26 protein-coding genes and 1 pseudogene are annotated in these 24,817 nt (G+C 71.7%); 10 read left to right on the top strand and 17 right to left on the bottom strand.

The annotated features are described in order from the left end of the window. Nucleotides 1–29: 29 nt before the first annotated feature. From OG627_RS14115 to OG627_RS14085, 7 genes are all read right to left on the bottom strand, one after another. Entirely contained in the window at nucleotides 30–611 is a 582-nt protein-coding gene (locus tag OG627_RS14115; RefSeq protein ID WP_329064992.1) for a hypothetical protein, read from the bottom strand. A 64-nt stretch (nucleotides 612–675) separates the two neighbouring features. Further along, nucleotides 676–1,248, bottom strand: a complete 573-nt coding sequence (locus tag OG627_RS14110; RefSeq protein WP_329064990.1) for a DUF1203 domain-containing protein — start codon at nucleotides 1,246–1,248, stop codon at nucleotides 676–678. 87 nt (nucleotides 1,249–1,335) lie between these two features. Continuing rightward, nucleotides 1,336–1,539 carry a hypothetical protein gene (locus OG627_RS14105; protein WP_329064988.1) on the bottom strand — a complete coding sequence of 68 codons (204 nt, stop codon included), beginning with the start codon at nucleotides 1,537–1,539 and terminating at the stop codon, nucleotides 1,336–1,338. Further along, a complete protein-coding gene (locus OG627_RS14100) occupies nucleotides 1,536–1,718 on the bottom strand; it encodes a hypothetical protein (protein WP_329064986.1) in 183 nt (60 codons plus the stop codon). The genes OG627_RS14105 and OG627_RS14100 overlap by 4 nt, the downstream gene beginning before the upstream one ends. Before the next feature lie 310 nt (nucleotides 1,719–2,028). Then, the gene (locus tag OG627_RS14095) at nucleotides 2,029–2,226 is read right to left on the bottom strand and encodes a DUF397 domain-containing protein (protein WP_329064984.1); all 198 of its coding nucleotides are present in this window, start codon (nucleotides 2,224–2,226) and stop codon (nucleotides 2,029–2,031) included. A 28-nt stretch (nucleotides 2,227–2,254) separates the two neighbouring features. Then, complete coding sequence (locus OG627_RS14090) at nucleotides 2,255–2,452, bottom strand: DUF397 domain-containing protein (RefSeq protein WP_329064982.1); 198 nt, start codon at nucleotides 2,450–2,452, stop codon at nucleotides 2,255–2,257. A gap of 11 nt (nucleotides 2,453–2,463) precedes the next feature. Continuing rightward, nucleotides 2,464–3,285: a helix-turn-helix domain-containing protein gene (locus OG627_RS14085; RefSeq protein ID WP_329072647.1), complete on the bottom strand. Its 822-nt coding sequence runs from the start codon at nucleotides 3,283–3,285 to the stop codon at nucleotides 2,464–2,466. Between the two features lie 285 nt (nucleotides 3,286–3,570). Here OG627_RS14085 and OG627_RS14080 point away from each other — a divergent pair, with 285 nt between their 5' ends. The 3 genes from OG627_RS14080 to OG627_RS14070 all read left to right on the top strand — a co-directional run bounded on the left by OG627_RS14080 (nucleotide 3,571) and on the right by OG627_RS14070 (nucleotide 5,220). Further along, on the top strand, nucleotides 3,571–4,053 hold the full coding sequence (locus OG627_RS14080; RefSeq protein WP_329064981.1) for an ATP-binding protein: 483 nt from the start codon (nucleotides 3,571–3,573) through the stop codon (nucleotides 4,051–4,053). Further along, nucleotides 4,050–4,226: a hypothetical protein gene (locus tag OG627_RS14075; protein WP_329064979.1), complete on the top strand. Its 177-nt coding sequence runs from the start codon at nucleotides 4,050–4,052 to the stop codon at nucleotides 4,224–4,226. Before OG627_RS14080 ends, OG627_RS14075 begins: the two co-directional genes overlap by 4 nt. Before the next feature lie 103 nt (nucleotides 4,227–4,329). Further along, nucleotides 4,330–5,220 carry an AraC family transcriptional regulator gene (locus OG627_RS14070; RefSeq protein ID WP_329064977.1) on the top strand — a complete coding sequence of 297 codons (891 nt, stop codon included), beginning with the start codon at nucleotides 4,330–4,332 and terminating at the stop codon, nucleotides 5,218–5,220. An 89-nt stretch (nucleotides 5,221–5,309) separates the two neighbouring features. On the opposite strand, the pseudogene OG627_RS14065 reads toward OG627_RS14070, so the two are convergent. After that, a pseudogene (locus tag OG627_RS14065) lies at nucleotides 5,310–5,639 on the bottom strand (hypothetical protein); the annotation flags it as partial. Nucleotides 5,640–5,780: 141 nt separating this feature from the next. Here OG627_RS14065 and OG627_RS14060 point away from each other — a divergent pair. Next, entirely contained in the window at nucleotides 5,781–6,380 is a 600-nt protein-coding gene (locus OG627_RS14060; protein WP_329064974.1) for an isochorismatase family protein, read from the top strand. A 72-nt stretch (nucleotides 6,381–6,452) separates the two neighbouring features. Beyond that, the gene (locus tag OG627_RS14055) at nucleotides 6,453–7,403 is read left to right on the top strand and encodes a GlxA family transcriptional regulator (RefSeq protein ID WP_329064973.1); all 951 of its coding nucleotides are present in this window, start codon (nucleotides 6,453–6,455) and stop codon (nucleotides 7,401–7,403) included. Here the strand turns inward: OG627_RS14055 and OG627_RS14050 are convergent. The 3 genes from OG627_RS14050 to OG627_RS14040 form a co-directional block, all read right to left on the bottom strand. Continuing rightward, complete coding sequence (locus OG627_RS14050) at nucleotides 7,391–8,263, bottom strand: hypothetical protein (RefSeq protein ID WP_329064971.1); 873 nt, start codon at nucleotides 8,261–8,263, stop codon at nucleotides 7,391–7,393. The genes OG627_RS14055 and OG627_RS14050 overlap by 13 nt on opposite strands. Before the next feature lie 116 nt (nucleotides 8,264–8,379). Next, entirely contained in the window at nucleotides 8,380–10,281 is a 1,902-nt protein-coding gene (gene murJ / locus OG627_RS14045; protein ID WP_329064970.1) for a murein biosynthesis integral membrane protein MurJ, read from the bottom strand. A 114-nt stretch (nucleotides 10,282–10,395) separates the two neighbouring features. Further along, nucleotides 10,396–11,253 (bottom strand): LysR family transcriptional regulator, encoded by an 858-nt coding sequence (locus OG627_RS14040; protein ID WP_329064968.1) that lies wholly within the window; start codon nucleotides 11,251–11,253, stop codon nucleotides 10,396–10,398. Nucleotides 11,254–11,450: 197 nt separating this feature from the next. Between OG627_RS14040 and OG627_RS14035 the strand changes: the two genes are divergently transcribed. Beyond that, nucleotides 11,451–12,416 carry an EamA family transporter gene (locus OG627_RS14035; RefSeq protein WP_329064967.1) on the top strand — a complete coding sequence of 322 codons (966 nt, stop codon included), beginning with the start codon at nucleotides 11,451–11,453 and terminating at the stop codon, nucleotides 12,414–12,416. 80 nt (nucleotides 12,417–12,496) lie between these two features. Here the strand turns inward: OG627_RS14035 and OG627_RS14030 are convergent, their stop codons facing one another. Then, nucleotides 12,497–13,597 (bottom strand): citrate synthase 2, encoded by a 1,101-nt coding sequence (locus OG627_RS14030; RefSeq protein ID WP_329064966.1) that lies wholly within the window; start codon nucleotides 13,595–13,597, stop codon nucleotides 12,497–12,499. 278 nt (nucleotides 13,598–13,875) lie between these two features. Between OG627_RS14030 and pdxH the strand changes: the two genes are divergently transcribed. Beyond that, the gene (pdxH, locus tag OG627_RS14025) at nucleotides 13,876–14,514 is read left to right on the top strand and encodes a pyridoxamine 5'-phosphate oxidase (RefSeq protein WP_329072645.1); all 639 of its coding nucleotides are present in this window, start codon (nucleotides 13,876–13,878) and stop codon (nucleotides 14,512–14,514) included. Nucleotides 14,515–14,932: 418 nt separating this feature from the next. Then, entirely contained in the window at nucleotides 14,933–16,420 is a 1,488-nt protein-coding gene (locus OG627_RS14020) for a PAS domain-containing protein (RefSeq protein WP_329064964.1), read from the top strand. Between the two features lie 56 nt (nucleotides 16,421–16,476). On the opposite strand, the gene OG627_RS14015 is transcribed toward OG627_RS14020, so the two are convergent. The 3 genes from OG627_RS14015 to OG627_RS14005 form a co-directional block, all read right to left on the bottom strand. Beyond that, the gene (locus tag OG627_RS14015) at nucleotides 16,477–17,976 is read right to left on the bottom strand and encodes a SulP family inorganic anion transporter (protein WP_329064961.1); all 1,500 of its coding nucleotides are present in this window, start codon (nucleotides 17,974–17,976) and stop codon (nucleotides 16,477–16,479) included. Between the two features lie 75 nt (nucleotides 17,977–18,051). Beyond that, nucleotides 18,052–18,639 (bottom strand): carbonic anhydrase, encoded by a 588-nt coding sequence (locus OG627_RS14010; protein WP_329064960.1) that lies wholly within the window; start codon nucleotides 18,637–18,639, stop codon nucleotides 18,052–18,054. A 604-nt stretch (nucleotides 18,640–19,243) separates the two neighbouring features. Next, the gene (locus tag OG627_RS14005) at nucleotides 19,244–19,999 is read right to left on the bottom strand and encodes an SIS domain-containing protein (RefSeq protein WP_329064958.1); all 756 of its coding nucleotides are present in this window, start codon (nucleotides 19,997–19,999) and stop codon (nucleotides 19,244–19,246) included. Between the two features lie 207 nt (nucleotides 20,000–20,206). Here OG627_RS14005 and OG627_RS14000 point away from each other — a divergent pair, with 207 nt between their 5' ends. Both OG627_RS14000 and OG627_RS13995 read left to right on the top strand, forming a co-directional pair. Then, on the top strand, nucleotides 20,207–20,899 hold the full coding sequence (locus OG627_RS14000) for a metal-dependent transcriptional regulator (protein ID WP_329064957.1): 693 nt from the start codon (nucleotides 20,207–20,209) through the stop codon (nucleotides 20,897–20,899). Between the two features lie 386 nt (nucleotides 20,900–21,285). Further along, nucleotides 21,286–22,164 carry an alpha/beta fold hydrolase gene (locus tag OG627_RS13995; protein ID WP_329064956.1) on the top strand — a complete coding sequence of 293 codons (879 nt, stop codon included), beginning with the start codon at nucleotides 21,286–21,288 and terminating at the stop codon, nucleotides 22,162–22,164. A gap of 102 nt (nucleotides 22,165–22,266) precedes the next feature. On the opposite strand, the gene OG627_RS13990 is transcribed toward OG627_RS13995, so the two are convergent. Then, on the bottom strand, nucleotides 22,267–23,943 hold the full coding sequence (locus OG627_RS13990; protein ID WP_329064954.1) for a transporter: 1,677 nt from the start codon (nucleotides 23,941–23,943) through the stop codon (nucleotides 22,267–22,269). Further along, complete coding sequence (locus OG627_RS13985) at nucleotides 23,940–24,815, bottom strand: ABC transporter ATP-binding protein (protein WP_443073623.1); 876 nt, start codon at nucleotides 24,813–24,815, stop codon at nucleotides 23,940–23,942. The genes OG627_RS13990 and OG627_RS13985 overlap by 4 nt, the downstream gene beginning before the upstream one ends. Nucleotides 24,816–24,817: the final 2 nt, after the last annotated feature.

Raw genomic sequence — 24,817 nt, 5'->3', positions numbered from 1 at the left:
AGGCATCGAGGGCGACAGGGAAGGGTTACCTAACTGATCGTTTCGGTGGCTCCTTGCCAAGCCGCGGCCTGAAGGACCTGCGCGGCGATGTCCTGCACCGACCGGCCGTCCGTCGGGATGCGTACGGTGCCGACGGGGGCCGTCTCCTCCAGATGCCGTGCCATGTGCAGGCTCCGCTCGATGTGGGCGGACAACTGCGATCCGATCTCCCGCCGACCGAGCCGCTGCCGCACGGTGGTCTCCTCGGCCGTGAGCAGAACGCGGGTCGCCCGCACCTTGCCGCCGCCGCCCATGGCCCGGCTGACCATCGGCTCTTCCAGGATGCTCACCGTGTTCGTATAGATCAGCCGATGCTGACCGAGAGCGGCGTAGTTCGACCAGACCGAGGCGATGTTCCGTTCGGTGATCGCGGTGCGATGGGGGTCGTCGGCGGGGGCGGGATGGATCTGGTCCATGAAGTCGCCCTCGATGAGGCAGTGCGCTGTGCTCGCTTCCCGCAACAGCGCGGACGCCTCCCACCCGACGGTCGTCTTCCCGACACCGGCACCACCACCGATGAGCAACAGTTCGTGAGCGGTCGCAGTTGTAGTCGTGGCCACAGTCGCAGTCATGGCGGGTCAGCCTCGCAGGCCACGCGGGCACCCGGCACCCGGTTTTCGGCCGGGCGACGGTCCGTTACGGGGTGACGGGGGCCGGGCGGCGTACCTCGAACTGGAAGCAGCCGTACTCCACGGCCCGTACATGTACGAGCGCCACGTCCGGCTGCGCGAACGCCTCGCCGATGACCCGGTCGAAACCCGCCGTACCGTCCCCGGGCGAACCCTCGGGGATCTCGAACAGCCGTCCCCCGACGATGTGGCCCCCGGCGTCGTACCGGCGCACGGTACGCAGCGCCCCCGGCCGCGCGAACGGATAGCCGGGGGTGGCCGCCGACGGCCCCTCGCACTCCTCGGCGTGGATGAACACCGGCCCCGACTCGTCGTACGCCCCCGGCTCGGCCCCGGCCGCCGCCGCCCACCGCCTCAGCGGCGCGTACGAGACGAGCGCGATGCGCTCACCGGGCTCGATGGCGCGCAGGCAGCAGCGCAACGGACTGCCCGCGCTGCCGAGTTGGGCGCCGTCCTCCTGGGCGGTGTACGGGCGGATCGGCCGACCGGCGTCGTCGGTGACGCGGAGTTCCCTCAGAGCGGCGGTGGGGATGGGGAGCGGTGTGTACGCGGGCGCGGGCAGGGTCATGGTCGTGGTCATGGGGCCAAGTCTTGGCGGCCGTGCCCCGGTGTGCTGGCGGAAATCGGACGCGGAGTTCGCGGCTCGCGTCAGCCGTGCCGTCCCGTGTCAGGTTCCGCCCCTGCTGCTGCGCCTGTTGCGCTCGGCGACCCGAGAGCTGAGGTTCCGGGCGGGGGAGTCGGCGGCGGGGGAGCCGGAGGCCGAGGCGTCACCGCTACCGGTCGGGTCGTCCTTGGGGACGACGAGGGTGCCGTTCATCCCGAACGTCGCGATCAGCAGCGACAGATGCTGCCGCGCGCTCAGCCCGTTCACGCGGTCCACCTCCGCAGCCCGCGCCGTACGCGGAGCATCAGCTCGATGTCCGGCTCGGCGAACTGGTCGGCGGCCGGAACCCCGGCCGGGAGAGGGAGAGTCCACGCGGGGGGATCCGTGGCGGGTGACGGGTCGTCGGTCTCCGGCCCGGACGGAACGGTTGCGGTCGGCGTTGCCATGTCTGTCGTGCCCTCTCCTCGACGCGTGATGCAGGGGGAACAGGGTTGCCCCCTGCCTGCGCGCCGGCATGAGGAAACGGCAGGCGTCGGGGGCAACCCCTAGCTCTCCCCAATGGGGCGCGGGACGGGGAGAGTTGCGCCGGTCAGGGCAGGAACCTGCCGAGGAACGCACCCGGATGGCGACGCGTAGTGACGGTAGCGTCACGGACGGGTGGGACGCAACAGTGCCCCGTGGCATTCATGTCGCCAGGTGAACGCCTAGAGCCCCCCGCCATGCTGAGCGGGGGGCTCTAGTGCAGGTCAGGCGGATTCAGTAGATGAAGTGATCGAACTCGCCTGCTTTGATGCCAGAGATGAACGAACTGAACTTGCTGGAACTGACTGTCGCGAAGATGTTCGGATCGTCGCTCTCGCGCATCAGGATGACGCCTTCGCGCTTGGCGATCTCGATGCACTGCCCTCCTTGATCAGAGAATGACGACTTCTGCCAGCTGATCTCGGAGTCCATGTTTCCGCCCCTCCTGCTGCGTGGATGGCTAGTTGGCGAAGTGGTCGAACTCGCCTGCCTTGACGCCCGCGATGAACGCGGCGAACTTGGTACGGCTTGTGGCCGTAATCGTGTTCGGATCGTCGCTCTCGCGCATCAGGATGGCGCCAGCGTGCTCGGCGACCTCGACGCATTGCGGTCCGTTGCCGGAGAGTGAGGATTTCTGCCAGTGGATCTCTTCGCTCATGCCTTGATCTCTCACAGTTCTCGCGCGATGTGATGAATGAAGCTGCGCGACTCAACAGGCCCCAAGGAGGCCTGCTCGGCAAAGTCGAGCAGCGTTCGATTGTTCTCCAGTTCGGTGGCGCCGCCGAGGAAGCGGCCGCCGTAGAGGTTGTCGATGTGGACGGTATCGAACTGTGGGACGAGTCCGCTCGCATATAGCACGGTGTGGGTGAGGTCGATGAAGTCCTCGTTGGTGAACGGAATGACCCGAAGTGTTATGCCTGCCTGTTCCGACATCTCGATGAGGTGCTCAAGCTGTCTGCGTGCGACCTGTCGTCCGCCGACTCGCATGCGCAGCGCGGCTTCGTGCACGGTGGCCGTAAGGTCCGGCGGATTTTCCCGGTCGAAAATCTCCTTCCGCTTCATCCGATGGTCGACCCGAGCTTCCACCTCGTTGGCTGGTAGCGGCGGAAGCGATCTGCCGAACAGGGCTCGGGCGTGGTCCTCCGTCTGCAAGACGCCGGGAAATGTCACCGGTTGGAGGTAGCGCAGTCGTGCCGCGTGGTGCTCCAGCTCTGCGATGTCCAGGAAGCCCGGCGGGAGAACGCCACGGTAGTCGTCCCACCAGAACTGTCCGCGCTGTTCATGCGTGATGGAACACATGGCTTCGATCAAGGCGGTGTCGTTGCACTCGTAGAAGACCGCAAGCTTGCGAACCCGCTCCTCGCTGATTCCGATCTTGCCCGCCTCTATGTGGCTGATCTTCGCCTGATCGGTTGCGAGGAGGCCGGCCGCTTCACGGGCCGCTCTGTTCGCGCTGTTGCGTAGCTTCTTCAGCTCGTCGCCGAGGCGCATCTGGCGCACCGTCGGGTTACTCCTTGCGGGCATGTCACCTTCCCCTGTCTGCGATCAGTGTCGCGCGCATCTGTGTTGTGGGTCCACCCGTATCACCATTTCGAGTGGCTATATTGCGTCGTGGCAATTATGCGCCCTATGGTTCCTCGTGGCGCAACCCCCGCACGTCAGTAAGCCCGAAGTGCAGCCCGCCCCCGCCGCCCTGACCCGGTGCCAGGGAACGGCCATTGCCACGCATGGCGAGCAACGCGCCAGTTCGGATCCGTCTCGCGTTGGGAGAACGACATGACCACCGTCAACGCCACCGCACACCCCGTACCCCCGCCCCCGCCACGCGGGGACACGTACCGGCTCGCCCTGCCCAACACCGCCGCCGCACCGAAAGTGGCGCGGGAGTTCGTCAGTTCGCTGCTGGGCATCAACCGGCACACCTCGCTGGTCGAGGACGCGCGGCTGTGCGTCACCGAGATCGTCACCAACGCGCACCGGCACACCGCGACGCCGTTCATCCGCGTGCACGTGACCGTGGACCGTAAGCGGGTCACCGTCTGTGTGGCGGACGACGCGCCCTGGGCGCTGCCCGTGACCGCGTCCGTACCCGTACCCGCATCCGGCGCGGACTCGTACGGTGGCGTGGGCGGACGGGGGTTGCTGCTGGTCGAGAGCTTGGCGTGGGCGTGGGGCGCGGTGGTGCACGGGGGATGCGTACCCCGGCACAAGGCCGTGTGGTTCACCCTCGCCAAGCCCACTCTCCTGGGGGCCGCGTGACGCGGCCCGGAGCCGGGGGGCCGGTCTGGGACTTCATCGTGACGGCGATCTGCCTGGGCGCGCTCGCCGGTGCGCTGATGTTCACGGGGACGCCCGAGCGCATGCCCCCGCCGGAGGACGCGGAAGCCTGTGCGGACGGTGCCGAGGAGGGACCGGCGGCCGGTCGGCGGTGACCGAGCGGCCGTGCGCACCCGACTTGATCGGGCACAGGATGTCGGGTCCGGCAGGGGGTGCGGTTCCTAACTTGGTGATGTCAGAAGGGGAAGGAGACCGGGCGTGCTGGAGCGGCTCAACCAGGTCATGGAACACATCGAGCACCATCTCGACCAGCCCATGGACGTGGCCGGGCTGGCGCGCACCGCGGCCACCTCGGAGTACCACCTGCGCCGGATGTTCTCCGCGTTGGCGGGCGTGCCGCTGTCGGAGTACGTCCGGCGCAGGCGGCTCACCGTCGCGGGCGCCGAGGTGCTCGTAGGGCGTGACTCGCTGCTGGAGATCGCGGTGCGTTACGGCTACGGCTCGGGGGAGGCGTTCGCGCGTGCGTTCCGCGCCATGCACGGTGTCGGGCCCGGCGAGGCCCGGCGCACCGGTTGTGCGCTCGTCTCTCAGCCCCGGTTGACCTTCCGTCTCACCGTTGAAGGGAACAGCAGCATGCGCTATCGCGTAGTGGACCGGCCGGCCTTTTCCGTCGTCGGCCTCAAGGCCCGGGTGCCACTGGTGCACGCGGGGCCGAACCAGGCGATCATCGACTTCGTCCGCGCCATGGAACCGGCGACTCTGGAGCGCCTGGAGAAGCTGTCGGACCAGCAGCCGCGGGGCATCGTCGCGGTCTGCGACGATCTGGACCCGAGCCGCGCCGAGGGCACCGAACTCGACTACTACCACGGGGTGATCACGTCCGGGGCCGTGCCTGAGGCCGAGTCCAGCACCCTGCCCGAGGGCACGACCGCCCTGGCTGTCCCGGCCGGTACCTGGGCGGTCTTCACCACCTCCGGGCCCGCGCCGCAGGCCATCCAGGAGCTGTGGCGGGACGTGTTCACGGAGTGGTTCCCGTCGAACCCGTACCGCGGCCGACCCGGCCCGGAGATCCTGCGCACACAGCTGTCGCCGGACAAGACCGAAGCGGAGGCCGAGTTGTGGCTCCCGGTGGAGCGGGAGCAGGGGTGACCATGGCGTCCGACCTCGTAGGGCGCCGGGCCGGGTGAGCGCACGAAGCCATCGTGGGCGCACGAAGCCATCGTGAGCGCACGAAGCTATTACGAAGACGGCGAGCCGAGGGCGGAGGGTGGTGAGAGCGCGAGCACGGGCCGGATGGTGCAGTCCTCGAAGGCGGCGTCCTCATCATCCGTGCCGTACACGAACTCGGCCGTGGCGGGGTTGCGGTTGGCGGTGGCCAGCGGCAGCCACGCCAGGGTGTGTCCGTACCCGCCGCACACCGACTCACCGCCGTCGCCGGTCAGCTCCATGTCGTAGGTGTCGTGGGCGATGTGGAGGCCGAAGGCGCTCAGCTCGTTCCGCGGCCCGGTGTGAGGCCTGACACCGGCCCGACACCGGCCCGGCTCCGGCCCGGTGTCAGGCCCGGCTCCCGTGCGGGGCGTCGCCCGCACGGGAGCCCCACTGTCCGTCCCACCGCCTGACCCGCCGCGGCCCACCGCTGACCGGATCGGTCCGCCGCCCGACCCGATGCGGCCTGTCCCGTACCGCCCCCGCCGCTCAGGCTTGGGGGCATGACCCGCGCACTGATCGTCATCGATGTCCAGGAGTCCTTCCGCGCCCGCCCGCTGTGGGAGACCACCTCCGACCTGAAGATCGCCGACAAGGTGAACCGGCTGGTCCGGCTCGCCCGCCGGAACGGGGACCTCGTGGTGTGGGTCCTGCACACCGAGCCCGGCAGCGGCGACGTCTTCGACCCGGCCCTCGGCCATGTCCGGCTGATGGAGGAGCTGGAGCGGGCGGACGGGGAGCCGCTGATCCACAAGACCTCGCACAACGCCTTCACCACTACCCACCTCCAGCAGCTCCTCACCGAGCGCGGTATCCGCGAACTCACCGTCTGCGGCATCCGCACCGAGCAGTGCGTGGAGACCACCACCCGCGTCGCCTCCGACCTCGGCCACCAGGTCACCTTCGTCATCGACGCGACCGCGACCAATCCCATCCCGCACCGCGACGCTCCCGCCGACCGGAGCGTCGCCGAGCTGCTCGCCGACCCCCGCACGCTCTCCGCGGAAGAGGTCGTCCGGCGCACCGAGTACGCCCTCGCCGGACGCTTCGCCACCATCGCGACGGTCGACCAGCTGGAGGCCGCGGCGGCACACCAGGCATGACGACCGAACGCTCGGCATGACGACCGACACGTCAGGCACGACGACCGTGACGTCAGGCATGATGACCGAATCGTGAGCCACATCGTCTTCTTCCTGGTGCCCGGAGTCCATCTGCTGGACCTGGCGGGACCCGCCCAGGTCTTTTCCACCGCGGCCGACTTCGGGTACCCGTACACGCTCGCCTACGTCGCCGAGCAGCCGCAGGTCCCCACCGCCCAGGGGCTGCCGCTGGTGGCCGGGGTCGACTGGCCCGACCTGGGGCCCGAGGATCTGATCGTGGTGCCCGGCTGGCGGGCCGGCACCCTGGCCGACAGCCCCGCCATCGGCGCCGCCTCCCTCCAGGTCCTGCGGGAGCACCACGCCGGGGGCGGGACGGTGGCCAGTGTCTGCGCCGGAGCGGACGCGCTCGGCCGGGCCGGGCTGCTCGACGGCCGCCACTGCACCACCCACCACGGCGTGCAGGACGAGCTGGCCAGGCGCCACCCCGGGGCGGTGGTCGTCCGCGACGTCCTGTTCACCGCCGACGACCGGGTGATCACCTCGGCCGGGATCGCCAGCGGCGTCGATCTGGCGCTGTACCTGGTCGCGGCCCGGCACGGCCCGGCCGTCGCCGCCCGGGTGGCCCGGGAGATGGTCGTCTACGCCCGCCGCAACGGCCATGAGCCGCAGTCCAGCGCGATGCTCCGGCACCGGTCCCACGTGGACGACACCGTGCACCGCGCCCAGGACCTCATCGACGCCCGCTTCGACCGTCCCCTCCCCCTCCCCGCCCTGGCCTCGGCCGTCGGCGTGAGCGAACGCACCCTCACCCGCCTCTTCGGCCGCGCCACCGGGCTCACCCCACTGCGCTACCAGCAGACCCTGCGGCTCGAACGCGCCCAGCACCTCATCAGCCACGGGGCGACGGTCGACGCCGCCGCCCGTTCCGTCGGCTTCGAGGACGCGCGCATGCTGCGCCGCCTGCGCGCCCGTCGTGCGGCGTCCGCCGTATCAGGTGGTGGAGGCGCCGGTCAGAGGCCGTAGCGGCTCTTCAGGTGGCGCCAGAAGTCGCGGTACATCCACTGGTCGAACTCGGTGATACGGGTCGCGCTGCCCGCCTGCATGAGGAAGCCGCCCACGCCGGTCGGGGTCCAGTCGTAGAAGTCGTCGAGCCCGTAGGTGTGGCCCATCTCGTGCTCCAGGATGTGGATGTCCTCCTGGCCGCGCGCCCCGACCATGTACTCGCTGCCGATCCGCTGTCCCCAGTCACCGCCGGCCCCGCCCTGGAAGCCCTTCGTCAGCCACAGCGACTGGTCGTAGTGCCGGGCCGCGCCACCGGGGCACTTCGCGTAGTCGCCGTTCTGGTGGAAGAAGCGCCCGCAGTCGGGCGCGCACTGGGGCGCGCCGCCGCCGTCGAGCACGTTGGTGTAGATGTCGACGGAGTTGTCCGTCCACTGGAGTGTGGAGCGGTCCTTGACCGCCCAGCCGACGATGTCGACCGGGACCTCCGCGTACGGGAAGCCGTCGAAGCCCGCGACGCTGTCGATCCACTTCTTCGACTGGCGCTTGAGCGCGGTGTGGATCTCGTCGCGCAGCTGCGCGGTGACCGGCTGGTCGGATTCCCAGCGGACGCAGTAGCTGACGCGGCCCTTGTTGGCCATCAGCTGGTCCCAGCCGTAGTTCTTGAAGCCGTACAGGTCGGGATAGGTGGACTCGACGTGCCGCCACACCTCGTCCAGCGGCCGCACCAGCGCGGCCGGCGGGTTCCACGGCTCGGCGACGGCCGCAACTCTCGTATCGGTAGCGGGAGTTGCGGCCGCGTTCGCGGGGGCGGTGAGGCCGACGACCGAGAGGGCGCCGGCGGCGAGCGATATCAGGGTGGTACGGAGCAAGCGGGAGAACATGCCGGCTCTGCCTTCCTTCGGGAACGGTGGGGGGTTGTGGGCGTCAGTCGGCCCACCCCTCTGGTCGCCGCCGGGGACCGGAAGGTTGCCGTCCCCTTGCGTAACCGTTCCCGCCGTCAGCGCCCCACGCGCCCCCGGACCATCCCCAGCAGGGCGTTCAGCTCCGGCAGACGAAGGAAGCGGGCGATCGTCAGGAAGGAGAGGAGCAGGACGATCCCGCCGACCAGCAGGGCCACCAGCGAGCCGAGGGCGCCGGAGCCCAGGACGCTGGTCAGCCCGTACGCCGCGCCCCCGCCGGCCGCAGCCGCCGGAGTGGCGGCGACGATCAGCCGGACGTAGGTGCGCAGCACGCGCGCGCCGTCCAGCTCGCCGCCGAGCCGCTTGCGCAGCCGGCGCCACGCGATGCCGACCCCCACCGCGAAGGCCAGCCCGTACGAGGCGCCCATGCCGGCGACGGCCCAGCGCGCGGGGAGGAACGCGAAGCACAGCCCGGAGGCCGTCGCGTTGACCAGGGCGACGACGACGGTGTTGTAGAAGGGAGTCCGGGTGTCCTCGTACGCGTAGAAACCGCGCAGCACGACGTACTGCACCGAGTACGGGATGAGCCCCAGGCCGAAAGCCATCAGCACGTAACCGATGCCCCTGGCGCCCTCGGCGCCCGAGCCCGCGTACAGCAGTGTGGCCATGGGCATGCCGAGCGCCAGGAACGCGAAGGCGCAGGGCACGATGGCGACGGCCGAGGTCCGCAGGCCGTAGGAGAGGTCGGCGCGGACGGCGGCCATGTCGTTGTCCTGGGCCGCGCGGGAGATCCGGGGGAGCGCGGCGGTCATCACCGACACGGTGATGATGGCCTGCGGCATCTGCCACAGCAGCAGCGCGTAGTTGTACGCGGTGATGCCGGAGCCGGTGAACCCGGACCGTTCGGCGGCGGAGCCCGCCTTGGTGGCGAGCTGGGTGACGACGACCATGCCGAGCTGGTTGACCAGAACGAAGAGGAGGCTCCACTTGGCCAGGCCCATGGCCTTGCCGAGGCCGTGGCCCCGGAAGTCGAAGCGCGGGCGCAGCCGGAACCCGGCGCCGCGCAGGTACGGCAGCATGGCCAGCGCCTGCACGGTGAGGCCGAGCAGAGTGCCGACGCCGAGCAGCCGTACGCCCTCCGGGGTGATGGTCGAGGGGGTGACGCCGGAGCCGGTGAAGCCGCCGAAGGCGTGGATGAAGCCGCCGAACGCGGCGATGATCACGATGTTGTTGAGGACCGGGGTCCACATCATGGCGCCGAACCGGCCCCGGGCGTTGAGGATCTGGCCGAGTACGACGTGCGCGCCCATGAAGAAGAGGGTGGGCAGGCAGTACTGGGCGAAGGCGACGGTCACGGCCATGCGCCGGGGGTCCGAGGCGATGTCCGGCGACATCATCTGTACGAGGAGCGGCGCCGCCAGCACACAGAGCCCGGTGACGCCGGCGAGGGCGACCACGACCAGGGTGAGCAGCCGGTTGGCGTACGCCTCGCCGCCGTCGTCGTCCCTCTTCATGGCCCGGACGAGCTGGGGCACGAACACCGCGTTCAGGGCGCCGCCGCCGACCAGCACGTAGATCATGGTGGGCAGGACGTTGGCCACCTGGTACGAGTCGTTGAGCGTGCCGACGCCGATCGCCGCGGCCATCACGAGGGTGCGCAGGAAGCCGGTGACGCGCGAGACGATCGTGCCCGCCGCCATCAGGGCGCTCGACTTCGCCAGGCTCGGTGCGCCGCCCGGCGGCTTCGGGCTCGGCTTCTGGCTCTGGTTCTGCTTCTGGCTCTGGTTCGGAATCGGGCTCGGAATCTGGCTCGGCTTCGGGCTCGGACCCAGGTTCGGATTCAGGTTCGACGCCGGAGGGGGTGTGAGGGCCGGGCGTGGGGTGCGGTGCGGTGTGGCCGCACCGTACCGCCGCTCGGGCGGGCGCAGTTGGACGGTGTCGTCCGTCAGGTACCCGCCCGTCTGTTCCCGCGTTCCGCTCCGGCTGTCCGGCGCACTCATCTTGCCTGCCCCACCTCGTCAGCCCCGGCGCGCCGGGGCCCGTCGTCGATCAAGGGCACACTCTTTCACCCGGTCCCCGGACTGCCCAACTTCACCGCAGCTGAAGGCTGTTGATCAGCCGTCAGAAGCCAACTCCCTGGCCAGGGCGATCAGGTGGGGAAGCGCCGGGTGCGGGGCCTCGCGGCGCCAGGCGAGATGGACGGGGACGGGCGGAGCGTCGGTGAGGGGCCGGTAGGCGATGCCCGGGTGCGGGTGCATGGCGGCCGTGGAGGTGCTGGTGACGCCGACGCCCCGGGCGGCGGCGATGGCGGCGAGCCAGTCGTCGGTGTTGGCGACGGTACGGGTGGTGAGCGGCCCGGCGTCGGCGGGCCACAGCGCGGGCCCGGTGGTGCCGGAGATGGTGTTGACCATGAGCGGCCGGGCCGTCAGGTCCGCGAGGCTCAGCGCGTCGCGCGCGGCCAGCGGGTCGTCGGCCGGGACCGCCGCGACCCGGGCTTCGGTCAGCAGCTCCACGGCGACCAGGCCGGGCGTGTCCACCGGGCCGCGCAGCAGCGCCGCGTCGACCTGGCCCCGGGCGAGTCCGGCCGTACGGTCGTCGATCCGCAGCAGCTCCAGCGGCGTCCCGGGGTGCTCCCGCTGCCAGCGGCGCAGCAGCGGTGTGGTGTACGGGCCGAAGGCCGACCAGGCGTGCCCGAGCCGGAGCGGGCGGCGGCGCGGCGCGCCCGTGTCGAGGGCGGCGTCGAACGCGGCGACGGCGGCCGCCGCCCGGTCCCGGAAGGCGCGCCCCTCGGCGGTGAGCGCGAGATGGTGGGTGGAGCGGTCCGCGAGCCGTACTCCGAGGTGTTTCTCCAGCCCGGCGAGGGTGCGCGAGACGGTCGGCTGGGTGAGGTGGAGGCGGGCCGCGGCGCCGGTGACGCTGGACTCTTCGGCGATGGCGAGGAAGCAGCGGAGGTGACGCAGCTCGATGCTCATGCGTCCGGAGCATAACCGCACCACGATCGGTAATTCCCAGGCGTGGCCCCGGGGTCGTACCGTCCCTGGTGAGGGCCGCTCCGGCAGTGCAGTATCTTGGACTGTTAGTTGATTCGACTGTACTTTCAGCGGTACTTACGACTGCGCTTTCAACTCTGCTATCAACTCTGCTTTCAACTGTGCTGGAGGGTTTTACGGTGGAAGAGCCGAGCGCCACTGCCGCCACTGCCGCCGCCGCTGTCTCGCTGCCCGAGGCGGCGGGCGGCGCCGAGGCGCGGGGCAGCGCCGGTGCCCCGGGCGGTGACGGCCCCGCGCGGCGCTCGCTCGGGCCGGTCTCCCTCGTCGTCGCGGGCGGTCTGTCCGTGCAGTTCGGCGCGGCCGTCGCCGTCCTGCTGATGCCGCGCGCCGGGGCCCTCGGGGTGGTCTCGCTGCGGCTCGCGCTCGCCGCCGTGGTCATGCTTGCCTTCTGCCGCCCCAAGGTGCGCGGTTACTCGCGCGCGGACTGGGGCACCGTCGTCGCCTTCGGCACCGCCATGGCCGCCATGAACTGCCTCTTCTACCAGGCCGTCGACCGGATCCCGCTGGGTGTGGCCGTCACCCTGGAGGTCCTCGGGCCGCTGGCGCTCTCCGTCATCGTCTCCCGCAGGCTGGTCAACGTCCTGTGGGCGGGGCTCGCGCTCGGCGGTGTGGTGCTGCTCGGCGGCGGGTTCGACCGGCTGGACCCGGTGGGCGCGGTGTACGCGCTCGCGGCCGGCGGCATGTGGGCCGCGTACATCATGTTCAGCGCGCGCACCGGGCGGCGCTTCCCGCAGGCCGACGGGCTGGCGCTGGCGATGGGGGTGGGCGCGCTGCTCGCGCTGCCGCTCGGCATCGTCGAGTCCGGGCCGAAGCTCGTGGTGCCCTCCACGCTCGCGCTGGGGCTCGCGGTGGCGCTGATGTCCTCCGTGCTCCCGTACACCCTCGAACTGCTCGCGCTGCGCCGGCTGCCCGCCCCCACCTTCGCGGTGCTGATGAGTCTGGAGCCCGCCATCGCCGCGACCGCCGGATTCCTCGTCCTGCACCAGGCGCTGTCCGCCACCGACGCGCTCGCGATCGCGCTGGTCATCGCGGCGAGCATGGGCGCGGTCCGGACGCAGACGGCGCGGCGCGGTACGAAAAGGTAGGCGGGCGGGGGCAGGGGGCGGAGGCGGGGAGCGGGCACGCCGCCCTCCCCGCCCCGGCGCCGCCCTCCCCGCCCCTGCGCTCAGCCGACGAGCGTGTCGAATCCCGCGATCTCCCGCGGGTCACGCGTCCCCGGTCCCACATAGCGGGCCGACGGACGCACGAGACGCCCCGTCCGCTTCTGCTCCAGGATGTGCGCCGACCAGCCCGCCGTACGGGCACAGGTGAACATCGAGGTGAACATGTGCGCCGGGACCTCCGCGAAGTCCAGCACGATCGCCGCCCAGAACTCCACGTTCGTCGCCAGCACCCGGTCCGGCCTGCGCGCGTGCAGCTCCTCCAGCGCGGCCTTCTCCAGCGCCTCCGCCACCTCGAAGCGCGGCGCCGCCAGCTCCCGCGCCGTCCGCCGCAGCACCCGGGCGCGCGGGTCCTCGGCCCGGTAGACCCGGTGGCCGAAGCCCATCAGCCGCTCGCCCCTGTCCAGCGCCTGCTTGACGTACGCCGTCGCGTCGCCCGTGCGCTCGATCTCCTCGATCATGCCCAGGACGCGCGAGGGCGCCCCGCCGTGCAGCGGCCCGGACATCGCGCCCACCGCCCCCGAGAGCGCCGCCGCCACGTCCGCGCCGGTGGAGGCGATGACGCGGGCGGTGAAGGTCGACGCGTTCATGCCGTGCTCGGCGGCGGACGTCCAGTACGCGTCCACGGCCTTCACATGGCGCGGGTCCGGCTCGCCGCGCCAGCGGATCATGAAGCGCTCCACGACGGAGTGCGCCTTGTCGATCTCCCGCTGCGGCACCATCGGCAGCCCCTGCCCCCGCGCCGACTGCGCCACGTACGACAGCGCCATCACGGCGGCCCGCGCCAGATTGTCGCGGGCGGTGCGCTCGTCGATGTCGAGGAGCGGCTTCAGCCCCCATACGGGAGCGAGCATCGCCAGCGCCGACTGCACGTCCACGCGGATGTCCCCGGAGTGCACCGGGATCGGGAACGGCTCGGCGGGCGGCAGCCCCGGGTCGAACGCCCCGTCGACCAGCAGCCCCCACACATTGCCGAAGGACACCTGCCCGACCAGATCCTCGATGTCGACGCCCCGGTAGCGGAGCGAGCCGCCTTCCTTGTCCGGTTCGGCGATCTCCGTCTCGAAGGCGACGACCCCTTCGAGGCCGGGTACGAAGTCGGACATCAGCTGGCTCCTCGGGTTGTGAATGCTCCGGCGGGGACTGCTTGCGACCGGAAACCACGGGCTCTGGCGGAGTGGGGAACGATAGCCGCTGCCGTCCGGAGGGCACAGGGCCCGCTCCAGGATTCCGCACCCGATTCCGCGCCCGACTCCGGGATGGGCACCACTCGGTGCGGGCGACGGCGGGCCTGCGGCAGGATGACCCCGTGCCTCACGACACCCCGGACGATCCCGCCGATTCCCCCGATCCCGCTGTCACACGGTCCCCCGATCCCGCGACCATGCGCGAGCAGTACCGCTCCGTCCCGCTGCGGGAGGCCGATCTCGCCGTCACCCCGATGGAGCAGTTCGCCCGCTGGTTCGCGGAGGCCGTCGCCCACGGCTTCCCCGAACCGAACGCGATGATCGTCTCCACGGCCACCCCCGAGGGCCGGCCGTCCTCGCGCACCGTGCTGCTCAAGCGGTACGACGAGCACGGCTTCGTCTTCTTCACGAACTACACCTCCCGCAAGGGACGCGAGCTGGCGGCCAACCCCCATGTCTCGCTGCTCTTCCCCTGGCATCCGCTGACCCGGCAGGTCATCGTGACGGGTACGGCGGCCAGGATCGGCCGCGACGAGACCGCCGCGTACTTCAGGACCCGCCCGCACGGCTCCCAGCTCGGCGCCTGGGCCAGCGACCAGTCCGCCACCGTCGGCTCCCGCGAGGTGCTGCTGCGCCGCTACGAGGACCTCGCGGCCCGCTACCCGGAGGGCGAGCAGGTCCCGGTGCCGCCGCACTGGGGCGGCTTCCGGGTCACCCCTGACATGGCCGAGTTCTGGCAGGGCCACGAGAACCGGCTGCACGACCGGCTGCGGTACGTGCGCGGCGAGGGCCCGCACGGGCGGCCCGGCTGGCGGGTGGAGCGGCTCTGCCCGTAGGGCCCGTGGGGCCCGTGGGGCCTGCCGGTCCATGAGCAGACGCAGACGACCCGCGGACCATGGTCCCTCCGGAGAGGGAGCCGGCCGGACATACCGGCGGTCCGCGGGTCGGGTGACTGCTGGGGATTTCGGCCTTCGACCGGCCGAGTACCACTGGAGATACGACGGCGAGCCGTTAGCCCGCAGCCACCTCACTTGTCCGGACTGAATACATCTGCCGGATCACCTCCTTTCGGTGTGCGTGCCACGTTAGGCGCGGTCCCCGGAGGGCTCAAGTGAATTATTGAGATTTGTTGAACACACTGATTTCGGGGAACCTTGTGTGTGCTGGGTCACGTTCGAGTTGAATGATCGTACGGACACCGGCCGCTCGTCGTGCGTCCGTACAGGCGAAGACGTCCCGCAGGGGGTGCCAGGCATGAGTGCTTCTCGGAGCGAGACCACCAACGCTCCCGGACCGGACGAGCCGATACCCGGAAAGCCGGAGTCCGGCCAGGGCCCGGCCGCCGGGCGCGGCGGCCCGGACGGTCCCGGGTCCGACCTGCTCGCGGCCCTGCTCGACGGCATGGACGCGGCGCTCTGCGCCTTCGACGCGGGCGGGGTCATCACGCACTGGAACCGCGAGGCCGAGCGGATACTCGGCTGGAGCGCCGCGGAGGCCGTCGGGCGGCACGGCTTCGCCGGCTGGGCCGCGCGCTCCGCCGACGCGGACGCGGTACGGGCGCGGCTGATGTCCGCGATGGACACGCCGGGACGCCAGGTCGACGAGTTCGCGCTGCTGCGCAAGGACGGCGGCCGGGTGCTCATCAGGACCCAGTCCAGCGGGATGCGCGGCGCGGACGGCAAGCCCGCCGGGGTGTACAGCGCCTTCAGCGAGGTCCACGACCAGATCGACCTGGAGCGCTCCATCGCGCTCAGCGAGGCCCTCTTCGAGGACGCCGCCTGGGGCGTCGTGCTGGTGGACGTCGATCTGCGGCCGACCGTCGTCAACGGGCACGCGGCGCGCGCGTTCGGCGCCGAGCGCACCGACGGCCCCGGCCGGGCCTCCGTCCTGGGGCGCCCGCTGGGCGACCTGCTCGCCCAGGGCGTGGAGGAGCTGGAGGCGGCCCTCCACCACGTGCTCTCCGAAGGCGCGCCCAGCGCGCTCGCCGAGCTGTGGGTGACGGTCCGTACGCCGGGCGGCGAGCAGCGGCGCTGCTGGCGCTCGGGATTCCTGCGGCTCGCGTCCCCGCTGGCGGAGGAGCCCGTACCGCTCGGCGTGGGCTGGATGTTCCAGGACATCACCGAAGCGAAGCTCGCCGCGCAGGGCGCCGACCGGCTGCGGTTCCGCTCCAGCCAGCTGCACCGGGCGGGCCGGGCCGCCGCCGAGTGCGAGGACCCGGCCGAGGCGGCGACGGTCTATCTGGACTTCGCGCTCGCGGGCTTCGCCGACCACGCGCTGGTCGATCTGGTGGCGGGGGAGCGGTCCCCGGGCGCGCCCGCGCCCGGCCCCGACGCGCCCGTACGGCTGATCCGCACGCTGGCGACCCCGGCGGGTGGGGAGGCGGGGCCCAGCACGGCGGTGGAGGCGGGCGGCATACCGGTGCGGTACGCGGCCTCGCATCCGGCGCTCCAGGCGATGGACCGCACGGGCTCGGTCCGCGCCAGCGCCCCGGCCGGGGCGGGCTCCGGCTCCGTACCCGTGCCGTCCCCGGCGTGGGCGGGCGCGCGCCAGTGGCCGCAGGACTCGGTGCACGCGCTGTGCACGGTGCTGCGTAGCCGGGGCAGGTCCCTGGGGGTGGTGACGTTCCTCAGGGGCGCGAGCCGGCCGCCCTTCGAGCGGCCGGACGCGGTGTACGCGGAGGACGTGACGATCCGCATGGCGGCGTGCCTGGATCTCGCCGCGCTGCTGGCCGAGGACGCCTGACCGCGGCGCCGGGCGGCACGCTCGCCGCCCGGCGCCCGGCACCTGAACCCGTACGGTCAGGAGGCCGTCGTGCTCCGGCCGCTCTCGGCCACCGGCGGGTTCATCCTGACCGGCTCCGTCCCCCCGTCGTGGTGGCGCAGCGCCCAGTTCTCCAGGGCGACGCGGCACGCGTGGTCGACATGGTGGAGACCGGACAGGTCCAGCTCGATCGGCCGGTCCTTCGGCAGCTCCTCCAGCTGCTCCATGGTCCTGGGCAGCCGCAGGAACGTCGCGTTGCCGGTGATCGTCACCACCAGCCGCCCGCCGGTGAGTTCGCGGACGTCGACGTTGAGGTGCGAGATCTCCCACGCGGTCTTGACCACCGCGAGCAGCAGCCCCAGCACCACGCCCTCGAAGAGGTTGGTGACCAGGATCGCGGTCGCGGTGACGACCAGGATCACGGCCTCGCCCCGGTGCTCACGCCAGAGCGGTGCCAGGTCCCGTACGGGAATCAGCTTGCAGCCGGCGTGCACCAGGACGCCCGCGAGGGCCGCGAGGGGGATGACGCCGATCGCGGCGGGAAGCAGCGCGGCGAACAGCAGCAGCCACAGCCCGTGCAGGATGCGGGAGAGCGAAGTCCGCGCGCCCGCCTGGACGTTGGCGGCGCTGCGGACGATGACCGCGGTCATCGGCAGCGCGCCGAGCGCCCCGCAGATGGTGTTTCCGACGCCCTGAGCCATCAGCTCCTTGTTGTAGTCGGTGCGCGGACCGTCGTGCATGCGGTCGACGGCGGCGGCGCTGAACAGGCTCTCCGCCGAGGCGATCAGGGTGAAGGCGAGCACGGTGCCGAGGACGGCGATCGAGCCCAGCTCCCCGAAGGCGCTCAGCCCCGGCGGGCTGATCGACTCCAGCAGCCCGCGCACCTCGACCTTGGCGATGGGCAGATCCAGCAGGAAGACGATGCCGGTGGCGAGCCCCACGGCGGCCAGCGGTCCCGGCACCACCCGGAACCGGGCCGGGAGCCGGGGCCAGAGCACCAGTACGGCGATGGTGCCCGCGCCGATGAGGAACGCGGTCAGGGCCGTGGTGTCCGTGACGATTCCGACGAGCAGCTCGACCAGCCCGCCGATCTTGGCGAGCCCGCCGGACGGCTGCGCGGTGTCGGCCATCGCGTACACCTGGCCGAGGACGAGCACCAGGCCGATGCCCGCCAGCATGCCCTGCACCACGGCGACCGAGATGGCCCGGAACCAGCGGCCGAAACCGAAGGCCCCGAGGGCGAGTTGCAACAGTCCGGATACGAGGACGATCGCGCCGAGCGTGCCGAGCCCGAACTCCTTGACCGCTTCGTATACGAGGACGGTCAGCCCGGCGGCCGGACCGCTGACCTGGAGGGAGCTGCCGGGCAGGCAGCCGACGACGAGCCCGCCGACGATCCCGGTGACCAGACCGAGTTCGGCGGGGACCCCGGAGGCGACGGCCACCCCGACACAGAGGGGCAGAGCGACGAGGAACACGACGAGGGACGCGAGGATGTCGCGCCGAAGGACCGTGCGGTCCTTCAGGAGAGAGAACATGACGGAGGCCGTCCTAGCTGTGTGGTCCGTGGACACGGACGGGAGAGACGGGGAGTCGGCGCTGGTGAGGTGGTCTCACAGCGGTCTGAACTCGCCGCCCAGCTCGGGCCGGTGGACGCTGACGGAGCCGGTGTCCACTTCGTAGTACCAGGCGTGCAGGGCGAGCCGCCCCTCGGCGAGGCGCTCCCGTACGGCGGGGTAGCCGCGCAACGTGTCGAGCTGCGCCGCCGCGTGGTGCCGTACGGCGAGGGCGAGGTCGTCGCCCTCCGGCAGGGACGGGTCGCAGTCGTCGAGCCAGCCGCGCACGGCCGGCACGCCGGACAGATCCTCGCCGCGCACCAGGGCGCCCACGGCGCCGCAGTGGGAATGGCCGCATACGACCAGGTCGCGGACTTGGAGCACACGCAGGGCGTACTCGATGGTGGCGGCCTCGCCGCTGGGGCGCCGCTCGTTGTAGCGGGGGACGATATTGCCCGCAGTGCGCAGCTCGAACAGCTCGCCAGGACGGGCGCCGGTGATGAGGGACGGGATGACGCGCGAGTCGGAGCAGGTGATGAACAGGACCTCGGGGGTCTGCCCGGCCGCGAGTTCGCGGAATTCCTCGGGACTTTCCGCCACCTGTATCGAGAAGGAACGGGCGTTGTCGATGAGTGATGACTTCATGATGGCCTGCCTCCTGCACTCCCGGTTTCGCCGGGGCGCGGTGTGGTCGGGTCAGTGGGGGGTGGAACGGAGATGCGGGAAAAGCGGGAAAGGGGAACAGCCGAGAGGGCGGAGCCGAACGGGCATCGCGCTCTGCCGGGTTACGGCAGTCGCGGAAGGCCCGCGGGAGGTCGTCCGGGAGATCCGGGTCAGGTCGCGGTGGTGCCGCGCCTGCCGGTGAGCTCGCGGTCCGCCACGGGTCTCACTGGTCGCCCTTTCCGTTTTCCGGGGTCGTTCGGTAGCTCCGATGATGCAGCACCGCAGCTTCCGGTACTTTACCCGAACATTACCTTCAAGTGAAAGATCAAAATTCCGCCACGTAGACCTTTGGTGACGCAAAGTACCGCACCGGGGGCGTGCAGACGTTCGAGGCCCGCGGGAAGTGTTCCCGCAGGCCCCGGCCGTGCACTGGAGTGGTATCGGTTTCTGCTGTCCCGCCGGTGACTTCCGTTGCTTTGGTTATGGCGGAGGCGACTCGGCGGTGACCGCGCGGTGTTTCCCGCGCGGGTCGCGCGCGTTCCACCGGGGCCCGGCGGCCGATCGGCGGCCGGGCCGTCGGACGGTCTCAGCGGCGGTAGAAAATCCGGTCGCGGTACTCGTTCATCACACGGCTGTTCCATTCGGGGCCGCCGTCGACATTGCCCGACCGCAGCAATGGCGGCTCGATACCGCGTTCGACGAGTTCTCCCGCTGCCGTCGCCATCATCGCCTGCATCAGCGCGCTGGTGACCACGGTGGAGGCGGGGGCGAACGGCGCCTCGATGCCGTTGGCCGTCAACTCCGCGTCCCCCACCGCGATGCGGCTGTCGAGAACGATGTCGCAGTGATCCTTGAGGAAGGTCCCCGAGTGGTGCCGGGAGGCGGTCCGTTCCGTATACGCGACGGAGGTCACCCCGATGACCTTCAGCCCCAGCGCCCGCGCGGCGAGGGCCATCTCGACGGGCAGCGCGTTGCGCCCCGACAGCGAGATGATCACCAGCACGTCCCCCGCCCGGGCCGGGGAGGAGTCGAGTACGGCGGTGGCCAGCCCGTCGACCCGCTCCAGCGCGGAGCCCAGGGTGGCCGGCATGACATCGACGCCCACCACCCCGGGCACGGAGAGCAGGTTCATGACGGCGAAGCCGCCCGCCCGGTAGACGACGTCCTGGGCGGCGAGCGAGGAGTGCCCGGCGCCGAACGCGAAGAGGCGGCCCCCGGCGGCGACGGTGTCGGCGATCGCCGCACCGGCGGCGGCGATGCTCGCGGACTCCTCGTCCCGTACCCGCTGGAGCAGTTCGATCGCGGCGTCGAAGAACTGACCGGCCAGCTTGCTCTCGCTCATGGAGGAGGCCCTTCCGGGGGGTGTCCAGGGGTGGGGGAATGCCTGTGCCGCGGATCACGTTGAGGTCTGGACCATTACTCTGTCAATACGGCTACGCGACGCGTCCGACGGCCGTGACCGCCCCGGCATCTTCCGGCCCGGCACGGTTGTCGGTGGTATGCGTCAGAATTGGTTCAGGGCCAGCGCACGATTTATCGAGGGGCACGTATGTCCGGACTGATCGACACCACGGAGATGTACCTCCGCACCATCCTCGAACTGGAAGAGGAAGGTGTGGTCCCGATGCGCGCCCGGATCGCGGAGCGGCTCGATCAGAGCGGCCCGACGGTCAGCCAGACCGTGGCCCGCATGGAGCGGGACGGGCTGGTGCAGGTCGCGGGCGACCGGCATCTGGAGCTGACGGAAGAAGGACGACGGCTGGCGACGCGCGTCATGCGCAAGCACCGGCTCGCCGAATGCCTGCTGGTCGATGTCATCGGCCTGGAGTGGGAGCAGGTCCACGCCGAGGCGTGCCGCTGGGAGCACGTGATGAGCGAGGCGGTGGAGCGGCGGGTGCTGGAGCTGCTGCGCCACCCGACGGAGTCGCCGTACGGGAACCCGATCCCGGGTCTTGAGGAGCTGGGCGAGAAGACCGAGGCCGACCCGTTCCTCGACGCGGGCATGGTGAGCCTGGCCGAGCTGGACCCGGGTGCCGAGGGCAAGACGGTGGTGGTGCGGCGGATCGGCGAGCCGATCCAGACCGACGCCCAGCTGATGTACTCGCTGCGGCGCGCGGGCGTGCAGCCCGGCTCCGTGGTGAGTGTGACGGAGTCGCCCGGTGGGGTGCTGGTGGGCAGCAGCGGGGAGGCCGCGGAGCTGGTGTCCGAGGTGGCCTCGCACGTCTTCGTCGCCAAGCGCTAGAACCGGCGGAAAGAGTCGGCAGGAAGAGCCGGCGGAAGAAGCCGGCGGAAGCGGACCCCCCTGGTCCCTCGCGGCCATGGCATGGACGGGCTCCGGTGCCTCGCGGCACCGGAGCCCGTCCTTCCCCCCCGTTCCGACCCGGAGCCCCGAGCTCCCGGGGTCGTCCCCGCAGGCCCTCGTCCCCGAGCGGCCCGCCTCCCGGAGAAGATCTCCCCCCGGCGGCGCCCGGCAATCCTGGCGTGTGGTCACTCGAACGAGCGGTGTACGAGGCGAAGACGCTATTTTCGAATAAATGTTCGGTACGCTGCCCATGGCTGGACGCAGCGGAACCGGAACCCGGCGGGATCCGGCTCCGACCACTCAGGACCGAAGGGGGTGCCGGACTCATGGTGCAGCGCGTCGATGTGACCGGAGCGGACGGGGTGCGCCTCGCTGCCTGGGAATTCGCCGAACCGCCCAAGCGGGTCGAGGAGGACGCGCGGAGCACGGAGACCGGATTGGGCGGGGTGCTGCTCCTGCACGGACTGATGGGCCGCGCCTCGCACTGGGCGTCCACCGCCCGCTGGCTCTCCGGCCGGCACCGGGCGGTCGCGCTCGACCAGCGGGGCCACGGCCGCAGCGACAAGCCCGAGCTGGGCCCGTACACCCGCGAGGCGTACGTGGCGGACGCGGAGGCCGCCATCGAGCAGCTCGGGCTGGCGCCGGTGACGCTCGTCGGCCACTCCATGGGCGCCCTCACCGCCTGGCAGCTCGCCGCCAGGCGCCCCGACCTGGTCCGGGCCCTGATCATCAGCGACATGCGGGCGTCCGCGCTGGGAGCCACCTCCCAGCGGGAGTGGAGCGACTGGTTCCGCGCCTGGCCCGTCCCGTTCGCGACGCTCGCCGACGTACGGAAGTGGTTCGGCGAGGACGACCCCTGGGTGGAGCGCCCCGCACCCGCGCGCGGCGAGTTCTTCGCCGAGGTCATGGCCGAGCGCGCGGACGGCTGGCGCCCGGTCTTCTCGCGCGGCCAGATGCTGACGTCCCGCGAGACGTGGGTCCACGACGCGCACTGGGAGGAGCTGGCCCAGGTGCGCTGCCCGACCCTGGTGGTCCGCGGCCTCGACGGCGACCTGGGCCGCGCGGAGGCCCAGGAGATGGTCAGGGTCCTGCCCCAGGGGCAGTACGCGGAGGTGGCGGACGCGGGCCATCTCGCCCACTACGACCGGCCGGACGCCTGGAGGGCCGCGATAGAACCGTTCCTCGACGGGATCTCACGGTCCTGAGCGGTCGACGACGGCCGACCGCGGTCGACCGCGGCCCACGGCGGTCAACGGCGGTCAACGGCGGCCGAGCGGAGGGACGTTGCCCGCGCGCGCCGCCCTCCCCTACCCCTTGCTCACCGCCGAGAGGATCTCCGGCAGCCGCGAGGCCGTCTGGGGCGCCGCGAGGCGCAGCCCGCCCACCGCCGCCAGCGCGCCGTAGACCGCGCCCAGGGGCAGCAGCAGCCAGGACCAGTGCTCCGCGTCCGAGGCATGGATCCAGAGGGTCAGCGCGAGCATCGGCGCGCAGATCAGCGCGCCGCCCAGCATGCCGCCGAAGATGGAGATCCAGGCGAGCCCCGCCTGCCCGGGGGCGACGTTCTTGTACCCGCTGTCCTGCGGAATCGAGTACGGGAAGCGGGCCGAGGCCACCGCGCCCGTCGCCAGCATCGCCCCCAGCAGCGCGAGGGAGAGCCCGAGCGCCTCCGGCAGCGCCCGCCAGTCGCCCAGCAGCGCCGCCGTGGCCACGGTGACCAGCACCGAGTACGGCAGCGTGATCACCAGCATCGCCAGCGCGCGGGCGCGCAGCTCCAGATAGGCGTCGCGCGTCGAGGAGATCGTCAGGGCCACCATCCAGAAGGCCGAGGTGTCCTGGCCGAACTGGTTGTACATCTGGATGCCGAGCATGCCCGCGGCGAAGCACGCGAAGTAGATCGTGCCCGCGCCCTGGAGCGCGTTGAACAGCGGCACGATCAGCCCGATGGCCAGCGAGGTCGCCCACGCGGCCTTCGTCTTCGGGTCGCGCCACACATAGCGCAGGGTGCGCCGCATCGCCGCGCCCGTGCGTCCGTCGGGCAGCAGCCGCGCCAGCCCCGCACCCGCCGCCGACTCCTGGCGGGCCGGGCCCGACGCCCCGATGGTGGAGCTGTCCGGGACCGTCATCAGCTTCACCAGCGAGCGCTGCCACGCGTACAGCAGCGCCGCCAGCGCGCCCGCCGCCAGCAGCAGTTGGGCCGCCGCCCGGCCGTACGCGCCCTCGCTCACCGAGCCCACGGCGCCGATCGCGGACGCGGGCGGCAGCCACCGTACGATCCGCGCCGCCGGGGCGAGCGCCGAGAGGCCGCCCGCGTCGCTGAGGCGCTGCACGCCGAAGTTGACGACCTGGAAGCCCACCGCGATCACCAGACCGCTCAGTACGGCCAGATCGCGGCCCTTGCGCGAGGTCAGCAGCCGGACATTGGCCGTCGCGACGGCCCGCGCGAGTGCCACGCACACGAGCAGCGTCAGCGGTACGGCGACGACCGAGACCGCTACCGCCGCCGCCCCGTGCGCCGTCGCCACCGCCGAACCGGCCACCAGGCAGAGCGTGAACAGCGGCCCGATCCCGACCAGCGACGCCACCAGCAGCGCGCCGATCAGCGGTCGCGGGCGCAGCGGCAGCATCACCAGCCGGGTCGGATCGAGCGTCTCGTCGCCGCTCGGGAAGAACAGCGGCATCACCGCCCAGCCGAGGGCCAGTACGGCGGTCGCCAGCACGACCAGCGTGCCCGCGTGATCGTTTCCGCGCAGCAGCACCAGGCCGAGGAACAGCGCCGCCGCGAAGAGCAGCGCGAACACCGCGCTGGTCACGTACGCGACCGTGCGCCCCGACGACTGCCGCAGCCCGTTGCGCAGCAGGGAGAGCTTCAGCCGTACGAGGACGGGCGTCAGCGAGGGCCCGCCCGAGCGGCCCGAGCCGCCCGAGGAGCCGCCCGAGCCGCTCGCCGGGGCGGCGGCCGGGCCGGGCGCGCTCACCGCGCTCATCGCGCGCCCCCCAGCCAGTCCAGATGCTCCCCGGCCTCGTGCCCCCGGGCGCCCACCAGCTCCAGGAACGCGCTCTGGAGGGACGGGGCGTCACCCCGGACCTCCGCCAGCGTCCCCTGGGCCCTGATCCGGCCCCCCGCCATCACCGCGACCCAGTCGCACAGCGACTCGACCAGCTCCATGACGTGGCTGGAGAAGACGACGGTCGCGCCCGAGCCCGTGTACCGCTCCAGGACGCCCCTGATCGTCTGCGCGGAGACCGGGTCGACGCCCTCGAACGGCTCGTCCAGGAAGAGGACTTCGGGGTTGTGCAGCAGCGCGGCCGCCAGCCCGATCTTCTTCCGCATACCGGTCGAGTAGTCGACGACGAGCTTGTGCTGCGCCCCCGCCAGGTCCAGTACGTCGAGGAGCTGGGTGGCCCGCTTGTCGACCTCGGCACCGGGCAGCCCCCGCAGCCGCCCGGTGTAGCCGAGGAGTTCCCGCCCCGAGAGCCGCTCGAACAGCCGCAGCCCCTCCGGCAGCACCCCTATGCGTCCCTTGACCGCGACGGGGTCGCTCCACACGTCGTGCCCAGCGACCTGGATCCGGCCCTGGTCGGGCCGGAGCAGCCCGGTCACCATCGAGAGCGTGGTGGTCTTGCCGGCGCCGTTGGGACCGACCAGACCGATGAACTGGCCCGCGGGCAGGTCGAGATCGATTCCGGCGACGGCGATCTGCTCGCCGAACCGCTTCCACAGCCCCTCGACCCGTACGGCGGGAGCGGTGGAAGTGGCGGGCGCGGCGGAAGTGGTGGGCGCGGTGGGAGTGGCGGGCGCGCCCGGTGCGGTGGGCGCGGCGGATGCCACCGCCGGATCTCGTTCCTGGTCCCGCATCA

Source organism: Streptomyces sp. NBC_01429 (assembly GCF_036231945.1).
Taxonomy (GTDB): domain Bacteria; phylum Actinomycetota; class Actinomycetes; order Streptomycetales; family Streptomycetaceae; genus Streptomyces.
Note: the sequence above shows the minus strand (reverse complement) of the source record. Positions and strands in the feature narration are given on the sequence as shown.